The sequence below is a fragment of the Agrococcus citreus genome (assembly GCF_039527715.1).
GTDB lineage: Bacteria > Actinomycetota > Actinomycetes > Actinomycetales > Microbacteriaceae > Agrococcus > Agrococcus citreus.
The window spans coordinates 39,061-53,029 of the sequence record NZ_BAAAKK010000006.1 but is presented as its reverse complement, the minus strand read 5'-3'; the positions used below and the strand labels follow the sequence as shown (position 1 = coordinate 53,029).

Genomic DNA, 13,969 nt, shown 5'->3' with positions numbered 1-13,969 from the left:
GGGGTTCCGGGACCCGGGCTGATAGTCTGTCGGAGGCCGCGTCTGCGGCCGTCGTGCGCCCGATTCGCACCTGCTCGAGAGCTGGTCGTTGGTGGAGGGTGCCGAAGTCGCCTTCGGCGCCCTCCACTGATGACCACTCCGTGCCGCGATCGGCGCACGTCTCCCATGTCGTGCCCTCACGGGCACAGGAGAGGAGTGACCTTCATGGAAGGTCCCGAGATCACATTCGCCGAGGCTGTCATCGACAACGGCCGCTTCGGCACGCGCACCGTCCGCTTCGAGACCGGCCGCCTCGCGCAGCAGGCCCAGGGCGCCGCGGTCGCGTACATCGACGAAGAGACGATGCTGCTGAGCGCCACGAGCGTCTCGAAGCACCCGAAGGACAACTTCGACTTCTTCCCCCTCACGGTCGACGTCGAGGAGCGCATGTACGCCGCGGGTCGCATCCCCGGCTCGTTCTTCCGTCGCGAGGGCCGCCCCTCGACCGACGCGATCCTCACGTGCCGCCTCATCGACCGGCCGCTGCGCCCGTCGTTCGTGGAGGGCATCCGCAACGAGGTCCAGGTCGTCGTCACCGTGCTCGCGATCGAGCCCGACGAGCTCTACGACGTGCTCGCCATCAACGCCGCGTCCATGTCGACGCAGCTGAGCGGCCTGCCGTTCGACGGGCCGATCGGCGGCGTCCGCGTCGCCCTCATCGACGGCCAGTGGGTCGCGTTCCCCAAGCACTCGCAGCTCGAGCAGGCCGTGTTCAACATGGTCGTCGCCGGCCGTGTGGTCACCGACGCCGCGGGCGTCGAGGACGTCGCGATCATGATGGTCGAGGCCGAGGCCACCGACAACGCGTGGGAGCTCATCCAGGGCGGCGCCGTCAAGCCGACCGAGGAGATCGTCTCCGAGGGCCTCGAGGCCTCGAAGCCCTTCATCAAGCAGCTCGTCGCAGCCCAGGCGGAGGTCGCGAAGACCGCCGCCAAGCCGACGCAGCAGTACCCGCTCTTCCCGCCCTACTCGGACGAGGCCCTCGAGGCCGTCCGCAGCATCGCCAAGGACCGCCTGGGCGAGGTCTACCGCATCGCCGGCAAGCTCGAGCGCCAGGACGCGGACGACCAGCTCAAGGAGCAGGTCAAGCAGCAGATCAACGAGCGCATCGAGCGCGGCGAGCTCGAGGCCGTCATCGCGACGCAGGTCTCGGGCGCCTACAAGGCGGTGACGAAGGAGGTCGTCCGCGGCCGCATCCTCACCGACCAGATCCGCATGGACGGCCGCGGCCTCGCCGACATCCGTCCGCTCGACGCCGAGGTCGCGGTCGTGCCGCGCGTGCACGGCTCCGCGATCTTCCAGCGCGGCGAGACGCAGATCATGGGCATCACGACGCTCAACATGCTCAAGCTCGAGCAGCAGATCGACTCGCTCAGCCCTGTCACGTCGAAGCGCTACATGCACAACTACAACTTCCCGCCGTACTCGACCGGTGAGACCGGCCGTGTGGGAAGCCCGAAGCGCCGCGAGATCGGCCACGGCGCGCTCGCCGAGCGGGCGCTCATGCCCGTGCTGCCGAGCCGCGACGAGTTCCCCTACGCGATCCGCCAGGTCTCCGAGGCGCTCGGCTCCAACGGCTCGACGTCGATGGGCTCCGTCTGCGCCTCGACGCTCGCGCTGCTCAACGCCGGCGTGCCCCTCAAGGCGCCCGTCGCGGGCATCGCGATGGGCCTCGTGAGCGACACGGTCGACGGCGAGACCCGCTACGCGGCGCTCACCGACATCCTGGGCGCCGAGGACGCGCTCGGCGACATGGACTTCAAGGTCGCCGGCACGCCCGAGTTCATCACGGCCATCCAGCTCGACACGAAGCTCTCCGGCCTCCCGGCCTCGGTGCTCCGCAGCGCGCTGACGCAGGCGAAGGAGGCGCGCACGAAGATCCTCGAGGTCCTCAACGCCGCCATCGACGCCCCCGACGAGATGGCGCCCACCGCGCCCCGCGTCATCAGCGTGCAGATCCCGGTCGACAAGATCGGCGAGCTGATCGGCCCGAAGGGCAAGACGATCAACCAGATCCAGGACGACACGGGCGCTCAGATCTCGATCGAGGACAACGGCACCGTCTACATCGGCGCCGTCGACGGCCCGTCGGCCGAGGCCGCGCGCGCCGCGGTCAACTCGATCGCCAACCCGCTCAACCCGGAGCTCGGCGAGCGCTACCTCGGCACCGTCGTCAAGACGGCGTCGTTCGGCGCGTTCGTCTCGCTGCTCCCGGGTCGCGACGGCCTGCTCCACGTGACCGCGATGCGCGCCCTCAACGGCGGCAAGCGCATCGAGAGCGTCGAGGACGTCGTGTCGATCGGCCAGAAGATCCAGGTCGAGATCACGAAGATCGACGACCGCGGCAAGCTCTCGCTCGAGATCGTGGACGACTCGGCTCCCGCAGCCCCGCCCGCGGCGGCGTCCGCGGACTCCGCCGACTCGGCGGACTCGGCCGACTCGGCCGAGTAGTCGCGAACGACCGATGCCCCCACCCGACCGGGTGGGGGCATCCGTCGTCTGCACCGCCTCTGCAGGGCCGACTGTCCTAGGCTGGACGGATGCCCGCAGTCCAGCTCCCCCTCGAGACCCCTGAGGTCGCCATCGCCACCGCGAGCGGCGCGCTCGTGCGCCGCAGCCTGCTGCCGAGCGGCGTGCGCGTGCTCACCGAGCGCGTGCCGGGGGCGCTGAGCGCGACCGTCGGCTTCTGGGTGCCGGTCGGCTCGCGCGACGAGCGCGACGACGCCCGCGGCGCCACGCACTTCCTCGAGCACCTGCTCTTCAAGGGCACGCGCTCGCGCACCGCCTTCGACATCGCGGTCGCGTTCGACGAGGTCGGCGGCGAGCACAACGCGCTCACCGCCAAGGAGCACACCTGCTACTACGCGAAGGTGCGCGACCGCGACCTGCCGATGGCCGTCGACGTGCTCGCCGACATGGTGACGTCGTCGCTGCTCGACGCGGATGAGTTCGAGCGCGAGCGCGACGTCATCCTCGAGGAGCTCGCGATGGCCGACGACGACCCGGGCGACGTCGCGGGGGAGCGGCTCAGCGAGCTCGTCCACGGCGTCGAGGCGCCGCTCGGGCGACCCATCGGCGGCACCCCGGCATCCATCGGCGAGGTCTCGCGCGACCGCGTCGCGGAGCACTACCGCGAGCACTACGGCGCCGGCAACCTCGTCGTCACCGTCGCGGGCGCCGTCGACCACGACGTCGTCGTCGAGCAGCTGCAGCACGCGCTCGTCCGCTACGGCTGGTCGCTCGACGCCGCGAGCCCGGCGCCGCGCCGCGGCACCGCCGCGCAGCCCTACGGCTCCGGCGGCCTCACCGTCGTGCAGCGGCCGCTCGAGCAGGTCAGCCTCATGATCGGCACGCCGGGCATCACCGCGACCGACCCGCGCCGCGGCGCGATGGCCGTGCTCAACGCGGTGCTCGGCGCCGGCATGTCGTCTCGGCTCTTCCAGGAGATCCGCGAGAAGCGCGGCCTCGCCTACTCCGTCTACTCCTACGCGGGCGGCTACGCCGACGCCGGCATCATGGGCATGGCCGCCGCCTGCGCGCCACGCAAGACGCTCGAGGTCGCGCACCTCATGCTCGACGAGCTCGAGCGGCTCGCCGACGGCGCGAGCGACGAGGAGCTGCGGCGCGCGAAGGGCCAGCTCGCCGGCGGCTCCGCGCTCGCCCTCGAGGACTCCGACACGCGGATGTCGCGGCTCGGCCGCGCGGAGCTCACGCTCGGCGAGTTCCTCGACATCGACGCGACGCTCGAGCGCATCGACGGCGTCACCGACGCCGACGTGCGCGCGCTCGCCGCCGAGCTCGCCTCAGGGCCGCGCTCGATCGCGGCGGTCGGCCAGGTGCCGGCGGGGCTCGACGAGCGGCTCGCGTCAGCCGCCTCGACTAGGGTGGAGGGAGCGGCCGCAGCCGCTTCCTGACGAAGCCCGGGGCTCGACCGCGCCCTGCACCGACCGGCGCATCGACGCGCCCTGTGGAGGAACCATGGCGCACCTGCTCTACCTGATCCGGCACGGAGAGCAGGTCGACGCGGAGCACGGCGTCGAGGACGGCAGGCTCTCGCCGCGCGGTGTCAGGCAGGCGCAGGCGATCGCCCAGCGGCTCTCGGGCGTGCACTTCGACCACGCGTGGACGTCGCCGCTGCTGCGCGCGACCGAGACCGCCGCGATCATGCAGCAGCGGCTGCCCGCGGTGGAGTTCGAGCCGTCGTCGCTGCTGCTCGACTGCATCCCCTCGGGGCTCGAGCCCGACACGCCCGTCGGCTTCCAGCGCTTCCTCAAGAGCGTGCGGCCGGTCGACGCCGAGGCGGGTGCTGCGCAGATGCACGACGCCGCGCAGCACTGGCTGCGCCCGTCGCGCGGCGACGTGAACGAGCTGCTCATCACCCACAACTTCGTCATCGGCTGGTTCGTGCGCGAGGTCATGCAGTCGCCCAACTGGCAGTGGATGAGCCTCAACCAGGCCAACTGCGGGCTCACGATCATCCGCCGCCGCACGGGCAAGCCGCCGCAGCTCGTCGTGCACAACGACCTCGGCCACCTGCCCGCGGAGGACCGCACCGGCCTCCCCATCCCGCAGCCCTACTAGCCGCCACGCGCGGCGCATCAGCCGAGGGGCTTGCGGAACCAGGTCGTCGCGTTGGGGTTGTCGTTGTAGGCGGGCACGGATGCGTAGCCGCGCGTCGTGTAGAGCCGGTTCGCCACCTCGAGCGCGCTGTTCGTGTCGAGCACGACCTCGGTCGCACCGAGCTCGGCGGCCCTCGCCTCGAGCGCCGCGAGGAGCGCCGCACCCGTGCCCATGCCGCGACCGGCCGGCGCGACGTAGAGGTGCTTCACCTCGAAGCGCTCGGGGCTGAGCCTGCGCAGCGCGCCGCAGCCGACCGGCTCGCCCTCCGCCCAGGCCACGAGGAACGCTCCGTCGGGGGCGCGCAGCGTCGCGGGGTCGGCGGGCTTCGGCGTGTACTGCCCGCCGACGAACGTGATCGCCCGGTCGGAGAAGTAGGCCTCGAGCAGCGAGCGCGCGACGGCGGAAGCAGGGTCCTCGAGAGCGATCGTGACAGCCACTCGCCAACTCTACGACCGCGTCCCACCGGCGGACGCCGCACGGCGAGGCCCGTAGGCTGGACGGCATGGCAGGGACGAGGCGCATCGGGATCGCGGGCTCCACCGGCAGGCTCGGATCGCTCGCGATGCGGCTCGTCGAGGAGGCCGCCGACCTCGACGCGGTCGCGCTCGACGTGCGCCACGGCTTCGACCCGACCGGGCTCGACGCGATCTTCGACGCGACCGTCCTCGACGCGAGCGAGCGGCTCGTCGACGCGGCCGTCGCCGCGGGCGTGCCCGTCGTCGTCGGCACGAGCGGATGGTCGGAGGAGCGCATCGGCGACCTCCGCGCCCGCGGCGCGGAGCGCATCCGCATCGTCCCCAACTTCTCGCTCGGCAGCGTGCTCGAGACGCACCTCGCCACGATCGCCGCGCGGCACTTCACCGCCGTCGAGGTGGTCGAGGCGCACCACGACCGCAAGCGCGACGCCCCGAGCGGCACCGCGACGCGCACCGCCGAGGCGATCGGCGCCGTGCGCGGCTTCCGCCCCGCGACGCCCGACGAGCCCGGTCGCGGCACGATCATCGCCGGCGTGCCGGTCCACGCGCTGCGCCTGCCGGGCGTCGTCGCGCGGCAGGAGGTCGTCTTCGGCGGCACAGGGGAGACGCTCACGATTCGCCACGACACGACCTCGAGCGAGTCGTACGCCGCCGGCATCCTGCTGGCGCTGCGCGCCGAGGCGCAGGCGGGCGTCACAGTCGGCATCGGCGACCTGCTGGGGCTCGCATGACGCAGCCGCGCGCCGTCCGCGTCGGGTTCCGCAAGTCCGCCGCCCTCGCGATGGCGGCCCTGCTCGCGCTCTACGTGATCGTCGCGGGCGATCGCGCCGTGCGGTTCATCGCGACCGGGGAGCCGCTCGGCGTCGCCGTCGGCTGCGCGCTCGTGGTGATGTTCCTCGTCGGCGCGTGGGCGCTCGTGCGCGAGGTCGTCTTCGGCGTGCAGCTCGAGGGTGCCGTCGCGGCGCTCGAGGCAGAGGGCGGCATGCCCGCGCCGCTGCCCGGCACGCCGTCGGGGCGAGCCGACAAGGATGCTGCGGAGCAGGCGTTCCCGGTCGCGAAGGCCGACGTCGAGGCCCACCCCGAGTCGTGGCAGTCGTGGCTGCGGCTCTCGATGGCGTACGACGCCGCGCGCGACCGGCGGCGAGCGCGGCACGCCGCACGCACCGCGCTCGGCCTGCGGCGGAGGCTGCGGAAGACTGAGTCCAGGGAGGCATCATGACCACGCACGCGACGCATCCGTACGAGGAGCTGCTCGCCGACGTGCTCGCGAACGGCGAGCACAAGAGCGACCGCACCGGCACCGGCACGCGTTCGGTCTTCGGCCGCCAGCTCCGCTTCGACCTGTCCGAGGGCTTCCCGCTCATCACGACGAAGCGCGTGCACTTCAAGTCGATCGCGCTCGAGCTCCTGTGGTTCCTGCGCGGTGACTCCAACGTGCGCTGGCTGCAGGAGCGCGGGGTGACGATCTGGGACGAGTGGGCCGACGAGGATGGTGAGCTCGGCCCCGTCTACGGCGTCCAGTGGCGCTCATGGCCGACGCCCGGCGGCGAGACGATCGACCAGATCCAGCAGGTGATCGACGAGATCCGTCGCAACCCCGACTCCCGTCGACTCATCGTCTCGGCCTGGAACCCCGCCGACATCCCGAGCATGGCGCTCGCGCCATGCCACGCGCTCTTCCAGTTCTACGTCGCCGACGGCCGGCTGTCGTGCCAGCTGTACCAGCGGTCGGCCGACATGTTCCTCGGGGTGCCGTTCAACATCGCGAGCTACGCGCTGCTCACGCACCTCATCGCCGCGCAGACGGGCCTCGAGGTGGGTGACTTCATCTGGACCGGCGGCGACTGCCACATCTACGACAACCACGTCGAGCAGGTCACCGAGCAGCTGCGCCGCGACCCGTACCCGCTGCCGCAGCTGCGGCTCACGACGCAGCGCGACTCCGTCTTCGACGTCGAGTTCGACGACCTCGAGGTCGTCGACTACCAGCACCACCCGGCCATCAAGGCGCCGGTCGCGGTCTGATGCTCGGCATGATCTGGGCGCAGGCCCGCGACGGCGTGATCGGCGAGGCCGGCGACATGCCGTGGCGGCTGCCGGAGGACATGCAGCGCTTCAAGGCGATCACGATGGGCCACCCCGTCGTAATGGGGCGGCGCACGTGGGAGTCGTTCCCCCAGCGGTTCCGGCCGCTGCCCGGCCGCGACAACATCGTCATCACCTCCGACCGCGACTACGTGGCCGCCGGTGCGACCATCGTCCGCAGCCTCGACGAGGCGCTCGATGCCGCGCTCGCGCTCGACGGTGAGGTGTGGATCGTCGGCGGCGGGCGCGTCTACCGCGACGCGATGGGTCGCGCCGACCGGCTGGAGATCACCGACATCGACCTCGGCGCGAGCGGCGACACGACGGCACCCGAGACGGATGCCTCGTGGCGCGAGGTCGCGCGTGACCCGTCCGAGGGGTGGCACGTCAGCCGCACGGGACTCCGCTACGCGTACCGCACCCTCGAGCGCTCGACTCGCTGACCGCCCGCGTCAGCCGACGCGGATGGTCCACGGCTGCGCAGCCCTGACGCCGATCACCGAGGGGCCCTGGTGCACCGCGCCCCTGGTCGCTGCGTCGTGCCCGAAGGGCAGCCCGTGCTGCCAGTAGCCGTACAGCTCCTGGGCGGAGAAGGCTCGGCCTGAGCCGCCGTTCGTGCTCGAGGCGGAGGCTGCCGGGCCGGCGTAGAGCAGCACGGCGTTCGAGCTGCCGCTCGCTGTCCCCTGCAGCACCGGAGCGCTCGTGAGGTCGCGCACCTCGATCGACCAGGCGCCGTCGGCCTCCACGCGGAGGTAGCGCGTCACGGCCGAGCCGTGCGGCATGACGAGCGAGGCCCCGTCGAAGGAGCGGAACCCCCAGGCGATGGAGTCGATGTGCTGCTGGTCGCGGTCGAGCGCGTGGATGCCGGTGAACGTGCTCGACGCGAGCTGCGCCACCACCTGCGCGTACGGGATCTCGCGGCCGAGGTCGATGACGCGGGTGCCGCGGCCCGTGTGCCGCTGGGTCGCGAACGTGCCGTACACCTGGCCGATCTGCTGCTGGAGCGTGGTGGTGCACGGCCCGAGCTGCAGCGCGCCGTCGCTCACCGTCGCAGCGCTGCCGAGGCCGATGACGGCCTCGACGCCGAGCCTCGTCGCCTCGGCGCGCAGCATCGGCGTGATCGCGGCGTGGCAGCCGTTGGGCGTCAGGTACATCGGCGCTCCGGACGCTGCCGCGAGCGCCGCGCCAGCGAGCGCATCGGGGAAGTTCTCGCCCGTCGCGAGGAGGATCTCCGGCGCCGACGAGCCCGTGCCCCACACCTCGTTGATGAGCCGAGCGGTCTCGTACCGGTCGCGACCCGCGGTCCGCTGCACGGAGCGCGCGCCGAAGCTCCAGAGGCCGTCGGCATCGGCGCCGCTCACCGACGACGATCCGCCGGCGACCTCCACGTGCCGCCCCGTGACGCGCGGGCCGACGGTGTCGAGCCACGCCCGCGCGGCTGCGTCGCCCGGACCGTGGTGGTCGAGGATCACCGCGTGGTGGTGCCGGCCGGCGACGGATGCCGCGACGAGCGCGTCCGGGAACATCGCTCCGGACGCGACCCAGACGTGCGAGACCGGCCCGCTCTCGAGCAGCCGGTCGAGCAGCAGCAGCGAGGTCTCGACGCGGTCGGCGCCGCCGATCCGGTCGAGGACGGCCTCGGTCCCGCCGCGCAGCGCCGCCTCGGCCGCCTGCTCGGCGACCGCGTCCGAGACCGAGGCGGCGGAGCCGACCACGACGATCTCGCTCGGCGCGAGCTCCTCGATGCGCGCGGCGACCACGGCAGGCAGGTCGTTCGGGCCCGTCAGGAGCAGGTGCCCGCCCTCCGCCGCGACGACGGGGCCGGCCGCGAGCGCATCCGGGAACTTCTGGCCGTTGGCGAGGAAGACCGGGCCGCCCACCGCATCCATGGCCCGGTCGATCTCGACGGCGGTGGCGTACCGGTCGGCGCCCTGGATGCGGTGGGTCTCGAGCGCGTGCGCGGGCGCGGCGGCGGTCGCGAGTCCGGTGGCGACGAGGGCGGAGGCAGCGAGGAGGGCGAGCGGTGCGCGCATGGCGGTCCTGACGGGATCGGGCAGCGGCGCTGCGTCGTGGGGGCTGAGCGCGAGCCTATGCAGGCGCGCGCCCGTCGCAGCACCGCGACCGATAACGATTCGGCCACGCTGCTCGCCCGCGCGTCAGCGCAGCGCGACCGTCCAGGGCGCCTCGCCGAGCACGTTGAGCACCGAGGGGCCGGCATGGAGCTGCATCGTCGGGCTGGCTGCCGTGCAGCAGCTCGAGATCGGCGTGAGCTTCGCGCCCGAGCCGGTGAGCTCGCGCACGCCGAAGTAGCTCGTGCCGCTGTGCGTCGCGGCGAGCGTGCGCGCCGCGCCGCCGTAGAGGTAGACCGCGTCGCCGCTGCCGCTCGCCGTGCCGGTGAGCACGGGCGCGCTCGTGAGGTCGCGCAGCTCGATCGTCCACGCGCCGCTCGACTGCACCTCGAGGAACCGCGCCGGGCGGCTCGCGCTGTCGGTCGCGAGGAGCGTCGTGCCGCTGTACGCGCCGGTGATCGACAGCGGCATGGCCACCATCTGCCGGCCGGCGTCGAGCGCGCTCACCTGGTTGACGGCGCTCGAGGGCATGCTCGCGCGGAGCTGCGCGTAGGCGATGGGCGTGCCGAGGTCGATCGTCTGGCTGCCCGTGCCGCTCAGGGTGCGCGGCGCGAAGGTGCCGAAGGCCGTGCCGATCTGCTGCTGCAGCGTGCTCGCGCACGGTCCGAGCGAGAGGGCGCCGTCGCTGATCGACGCCGCGCTGCCGAGCCCGACGATGCGCGTGATGCCGCGCTGGGCGGCCTCCTCGCGCAGCATCTGCGAGATGCCGGCGTCGCACGAGCCGCTCGTCAGGTACATCGGGATGCCTCGCGAGGCAGCGTGGACGGCACCCGAGAGCGCGTCCGGGAAGTTGCTGCCCGTCGTGAGCAGCATGGTGGGCTCGGCCGGAGAGGCGGAGAAGGCGTCGTTGATGACGCGAGCGGTCGCGTGGCGGTCCTGGCCCGCGTAGCGGGTGACCGACGTCGCGCCAGCCCCCCGCAGGAGCTGCGCGTCGGCGGCGCTCACGGAGGGCTCGCCGCCCGCGATGCGCACCTCGCGGCCGGTCACGTGCGGGCGCACGCGCTCGACCCAGGCCCGTGCCGAGGCGGCATCGGCGCCGTGGTGGTCGAGGATGACGGCCGATCGGTCGCGACCGGCGACGGATGCCGCCACGAGCGCGTCGGGGAAGTCCTGCCCCGAGGCGACCCACACCGAGTCGACCGTGCCTCGCCCGGCGAGGCGCTCGAGCAGCAGCAGGGAGGTCGCGACCCGGTCGGCGCCGCCGATGCGCGTGACGCGCGCGCCGTTCACCGCGCCGGCCTCGGTCGCGACGGCCGCCGACACCGATGCGGTCGAGCCGACCACGACGATCTCGGTCGGGCGCAGCTCGGCGATGCGCTGCGCGACGACCGCCGGGAGCTGCCCCGGCAGCGTGAGCAGCAGGTGCCCGCGCTCGGCCGCGACCACCGGTCCCGCCGAGAGCGCGTCCGGGAACCGCTCGCCGCTCGCGAGGAACACCGTGGTGCCGGGATTGGTCGTGCCGCGCGAGATCGCGACGCTCGTCGCGTAGCGGTCGGGGCCTGCGAAGCGCTCCGTCGAGAGCGCCTCGGCGGGCGCTGCGGCGGTGGTGATGCCGGCGACGACGAGGGCGACGACCGCGGGGAGGGCGAGGAGTGGGCGCATGGCTGACTGTCCTAGATGCTGGGGAGGCGTTGCGGCGATCCTGTGCGCGCGCGTGGAGCGACCTGCGCATGACCTGATAGCAATCATGCCACCCAAACAGCGTTGCAAAATTGCCGAGTCGGTGCCGGGCGCAAGCGATCAGCGGCGTCCGCACGCGCGGCGCGGTACCCTGGCACGATGGACCCCAATCCCTTCGGCCAGGTGCTCGTCGCGCTCGTGACCCCGATGGGCGTCGACGGCGAGGTCGACTGGGACGACGTCGAGCGGCTCATCGACGACGTCGTGACGAACGGCGCCGACGGCATCGTCGTCTCGGGCACGACCGGCGAGACCTCCACCCTCACCGACCCGGAGAAGATCCGCCTCGTCGAGGTCGCGAAGGCGGTCGCCGGCGACCGGGCGAAGATCATCCAGGGCGGCGGCTCCAACGAGACCGCGCACGCGATGGACCTGTACCGCCAGGCGGAGCGAGCGGGCGCCGACGGCGTCATGATCGTGACGCCGTACTACAACAAGCCCACCCAGTCGGGCATCCTCACGCACTTCCGGATGATCGCCGACGCGACCGACCTGCCGGTCATCCTCTACGACATCCCCGGCCGCTCGGGCATCCCGATCCGCTTCGAGACCCTGCTGCGCGCCGCGAAGCACCCGAACATCCTCGCGGTGAAGGACGCCAAGGGCGACTTCGCCGAGGTGAGCCGAGTGCTCAACCAGACCGACCTGCTGTACTTCTCGGGCGACGACGCGAACGTCCTGCCGCACCTCTCGGTCGGCGCCTCCGGCCTCATCGGCGTGACGGCGAACATCGCGCCGCGCCCGTACCGCACGATGATCGACGCGGTCAACGCCGGCGACCTGCGCACCGCGCAGGAGCAGCACAAGGCGCTCGAGCCGCTCGTGCGCGCCACCATGACGCACGTGCCCGGCACGGTCGCCACGAAGTACATCCTCCACGGCCTCGGCCGAATCGGCAGCCCGCGCGTGCGGCTGCCGCTCGTCGGGCCGGAGGACTCCGAGGCCGCGCTCATCGAGGACGAGATCGCGCTCGTCCGAGGCGTCGACGGGCTCGACCTCTCGCGCTTCCGCCCGGACCGCAACGCGGCCGCCGGCGGCGCGCTCCCCAAGGTGCACGGCACCACCCGATAGCACCGACCGCTCGGAACCCCAGACCACACAGCGCGCGAGCTGCGCGCACACCACAGATCGGCCCGCCGTGAGGCGGGCTCCATACGAAGGAGGGCCATGTGACGGCCATCATCCAGCCTGCCCCGCTCGAGCCAGGCACGCTCCGCATCTTCCCGCTCGGCGGCCTCGGCGAGGTCGGCCGGAACATGACCGTCTACGAGCTCGACGGCAAGCTGCTCATCGTCGACTGCGGCGTGCTCTTCCCCGAGGAGCACCAGCCCGGCGTCGACCTCGTGCTGCCCGACTTCGGTCCCATCCGCGACCGCCTCGACGACGTCGTGGGCGTCGTGCTCACGCACGGCCACGAGGACCACATCGGCGGCGTGCCCTACCTGCTGCGCCTCAAGGCCGACATCCCGCTGCTCGGCTCGCAGCTCACGCTCGCCTTCGTCGAGGCGAAGCTCAAGGAGCACCGCATCAAGCCCTACACGCACACGGTGCGCGAGGGCCAGATCGAGCGGCTCGGCCCGTTCGAGACCGAGTTCGTCGCCGTCAACCACTCCATCCCCGACGCGCTCGCGGTCGCGATCCGCACGAGCGCAGGCCTCGTGCTCCACACGGGCGACTTCAAGATGGACCAGCTGCCGCTCGACGACCGCATCACCGACCTGCGCCACTTCGCGCGGCTCGGCGAGGAGGGCGTCGACGCCTTCCTGGTCGACTCGACGAACGCCGACGTGCCGGGCTTCACCGCGCCCGAGCGCGAGATCGGCCCGGTCATCTCGCAGGTGATCGCCAAGACCACCGGCCTCGTCGTCGTCGCGTCGTTCTCGAGCCACGTGCACCGCGTGCAGCAGGTGCTGGATGCGGCTGCCGAGAACGGCAGGAAGGTCGCGTTCGTCGGCCGCTCGATGGTGCGCAACATGGGCATCGCCGCCGACCTCGGCTACCTCAAGGTGCCCGACGGCGTCGTCATCGACCAGAAGAAGGCGGAGAACCTGCCGCGCCACGAGGTCGTCTTCATGTCGACCGGCTCGCAGGGCGAGCCCATGGCCGTGCTGAGCCGCATCGTCAACGGCGAGCACCGCATCGAGGTGGGGGAGGACGACACGATCATCCTCGCCTCGAGCCTCATCCCGGGCAACGAGAACGCCGTCTTCCGCATCATCAACGGGCTCATGCAGCTCGGCGCGAAGGTCGTGCACAAGGGCTCGTCGAAGGTGCACGTCTCGGGCCACGCCTCGGCGGGCGAGCTGCTCTACTGCTACAACATCGTCGGCCCGGCCAACGTCATCCCCGTGCACGGCGAGTACCGCCACCTGCACGCGGCCGCGCAGCTCGCGATCGACACGGGCGTGCCCCGCGACCGCGCCTTCGTGGGCGAGAACGGCACGGTCTGGGACCTCAAGGACCACCGCGTCGCGGTCGCCGGCCAGATCGAGATCGGCTTCGTCTACGTCGACGGCTCGTCCGTCGGCCGCATCGACGAGGCCGACCTGAAGGATCGGCGCACGCTCGCCGAGGAGGGCTTCATCTCCATCTTCATCGCGCTCGAGCCGCAGACGGGCAAGATCATCGTCGGCCCCGAGATCCACGCGCGCGGCTTCGCCGAGGAGGACTCGATCTTCGACGAGATCCGCCCGAAGATCGTCAAGGCGCTCGCCGAGGCGGGGGAGCAGGGCGTGCGCGACCAGCACCAGTACCAGCAGGTCGTGCGCCGCACGGTCGGCCGCTGGGTGGGCACGCGCATCCGCCGCCGCCCGATGATCGTGCCGGTCGTCATCGAGGCGTAGCGCGCGCGGATGCGCGGAGATCATCCTCGGGGATGAGTGCGTCGAGCGGATGCCCTGGCCTACGGTGGGCCGAGGGCATCCGCGCAACGTTGCTGAT

Annotated in this window: 12 protein-coding genes; 9 read left to right on the top strand and 3 right to left on the bottom strand. The window is 72.3% G+C overall.

Annotated elements, in window-relative coordinates; genetic code table 11:
• The first annotated feature begins 204 nt into the window (after positions 1–204).
• The 3 genes from ABD106_RS13380 (at position 205) to ABD106_RS13370 (ending at position 4,620) form a co-directional block, all read left to right on the top strand.
• Positions 205–2,490, top strand: a complete 2,286-nt coding sequence (locus tag ABD106_RS13380) for a polyribonucleotide nucleotidyltransferase (protein ID WP_343921197.1) — start codon at positions 205–207, stop codon at positions 2,488–2,490.
• 89 nt (positions 2,491–2,579) lie between these two features.
• The gene (locus tag ABD106_RS13375) at positions 2,580–3,953 is read left to right on the top strand and encodes a M16 family metallopeptidase (protein ID WP_343921195.1); all 1,374 of its coding nucleotides are present in this window, start codon (positions 2,580–2,582) and stop codon (positions 3,951–3,953) included.
• A gap of 64 nt (positions 3,954–4,017) precedes the next feature.
• Entirely contained in the window at positions 4,018–4,620 is a 603-nt protein-coding gene (locus ABD106_RS13370; RefSeq protein WP_343921193.1) for a histidine phosphatase family protein, read from the top strand.
• Positions 4,621–4,637: 17 nt separating this feature from the next.
• On the opposite strand, the gene ABD106_RS13365 is transcribed toward ABD106_RS13370, so the two are convergent.
• Complete coding sequence (locus ABD106_RS13365; RefSeq protein ID WP_343921191.1) at positions 4,638–5,096, bottom strand: GNAT family N-acetyltransferase; 459 nt, start codon at positions 5,094–5,096, stop codon at positions 4,638–4,640.
• A gap of 65 nt (positions 5,097–5,161) precedes the next feature.
• On the opposite strand from ABD106_RS13365, the gene dapB reads away from it, so the two are divergent.
• From dapB to ABD106_RS13345, 4 genes are read left to right on the top strand one after another with little or no spacing between them, the layout of a single operon-like run.
• Entirely contained in the window at positions 5,162–5,866 is a 705-nt protein-coding gene (gene dapB / locus ABD106_RS13360; RefSeq protein WP_343921189.1) for a 4-hydroxy-tetrahydrodipicolinate reductase, read from the top strand.
• Entirely contained in the window at positions 5,863–6,354 is a 492-nt protein-coding gene (locus ABD106_RS13355; RefSeq protein ID WP_343921187.1) for a hypothetical protein, read from the top strand. The genes dapB and ABD106_RS13355 overlap by 4 nt, the downstream gene beginning before the upstream one ends.
• Positions 6,351–7,160, top strand: coding sequence for a thymidylate synthase (locus ABD106_RS13350; RefSeq protein WP_343921185.1), 810 nt, complete (start codon positions 6,351–6,353; stop codon positions 7,158–7,160). The genes ABD106_RS13355 and ABD106_RS13350 overlap by 4 nt, the downstream gene beginning before the upstream one ends.
• Before the next feature lie 8 nt (positions 7,161–7,168).
• Positions 7,169–7,663 (top strand): dihydrofolate reductase, encoded by a 495-nt coding sequence (locus ABD106_RS13345; RefSeq protein WP_343921183.1) that lies wholly within the window; start codon positions 7,169–7,171, stop codon positions 7,661–7,663.
• A 9-nt stretch (positions 7,664–7,672) separates the two neighbouring features.
• On the opposite strand, the gene ABD106_RS13340 is transcribed toward ABD106_RS13345, so the two are convergent.
• Both ABD106_RS13340 and ABD106_RS13335 read right to left on the bottom strand, forming a co-directional pair.
• Positions 7,673–9,253 carry a cell wall-binding repeat-containing protein gene (locus tag ABD106_RS13340; protein WP_343921181.1) on the bottom strand — a complete coding sequence of 527 codons (1,581 nt, stop codon included), beginning with the start codon at positions 9,251–9,253 and terminating at the stop codon, positions 7,673–7,675.
• 123 nt (positions 9,254–9,376) lie between these two features.
• Positions 9,377–10,951 carry a cell wall-binding repeat-containing protein gene (locus ABD106_RS13335; RefSeq protein ID WP_343921179.1) on the bottom strand — a complete coding sequence of 525 codons (1,575 nt, stop codon included), beginning with the start codon at positions 10,949–10,951 and terminating at the stop codon, positions 9,377–9,379.
• A gap of 177 nt (positions 10,952–11,128) precedes the next feature.
• On the opposite strand from ABD106_RS13335, the gene dapA reads away from it, so the two are divergent.
• Positions 11,129–12,100 carry a 4-hydroxy-tetrahydrodipicolinate synthase gene (gene dapA, locus ABD106_RS13330; protein ID WP_343921177.1) on the top strand — a complete coding sequence of 324 codons (972 nt, stop codon included), beginning with the start codon at positions 11,129–11,131 and terminating at the stop codon, positions 12,098–12,100.
• Between the two features lie 98 nt (positions 12,101–12,198).
• The gene (locus ABD106_RS13325; protein WP_343921175.1) at positions 12,199–13,872 is read left to right on the top strand and encodes a ribonuclease J; all 1,674 of its coding nucleotides are present in this window, start codon (positions 12,199–12,201) and stop codon (positions 13,870–13,872) included.
• The last annotated feature ends 97 nt before the right edge of the window (positions 13,873–13,969 follow it).

What these genes read in the sequence shown, in the direction of transcription:
- ABD106_RS13380 (WP_343921197.1), top strand. Translation starts at nt 205, where the DNA reads ATGGAAGGTCCCGAGATCACATTCGCCGAGGCTGTCATCGACAACGGC.
- ABD106_RS13375 (WP_343921195.1), top strand. Translation starts at nt 2,580, where the DNA reads ATGCCCGCAGTCCAGCTCCCCCTCGAGACCCCTGAGGTCGCCATCGCC.
- ABD106_RS13370 (WP_343921193.1), top strand. Translation starts at nt 4,018, where the DNA reads ATGGCGCACCTGCTCTACCTGATCCGGCACGGAGAGCAGGTCGACGCG.
- dapB (WP_343921189.1), top strand. Translation starts at nt 5,162, where the DNA reads ATGGCAGGGACGAGGCGCATCGGGATCGCGGGCTCCACCGGCAGGCTC.
- ABD106_RS13355 (WP_343921187.1), top strand. Translation starts at nt 5,863, where the DNA reads ATGACGCAGCCGCGCGCCGTCCGCGTCGGGTTCCGCAAGTCCGCCGCC.
- ABD106_RS13350 (WP_343921185.1), top strand. Translation starts at nt 6,351, where the DNA reads ATGACCACGCACGCGACGCATCCGTACGAGGAGCTGCTCGCCGACGTG.
- ABD106_RS13345 (WP_343921183.1), top strand. Translation starts at nt 7,169, where the DNA reads ATGATCTGGGCGCAGGCCCGCGACGGCGTGATCGGCGAGGCCGGCGAC.
- ABD106_RS13340 (WP_343921181.1), bottom strand. Translation starts at nt 9,253, where the DNA reads ATGCGCGCACCGCTCGCCCTCCTCGCTGCCTCCGCCCTCGTCGCCACC.
- ABD106_RS13335 (WP_343921179.1), bottom strand. Translation starts at nt 10,951, where the DNA reads ATGCGCCCACTCCTCGCCCTCCCCGCGGTCGTCGCCCTCGTCGTCGCC.
- dapA (WP_343921177.1), top strand. Translation starts at nt 11,129, where the DNA reads ATGGACCCCAATCCCTTCGGCCAGGTGCTCGTCGCGCTCGTGACCCCG.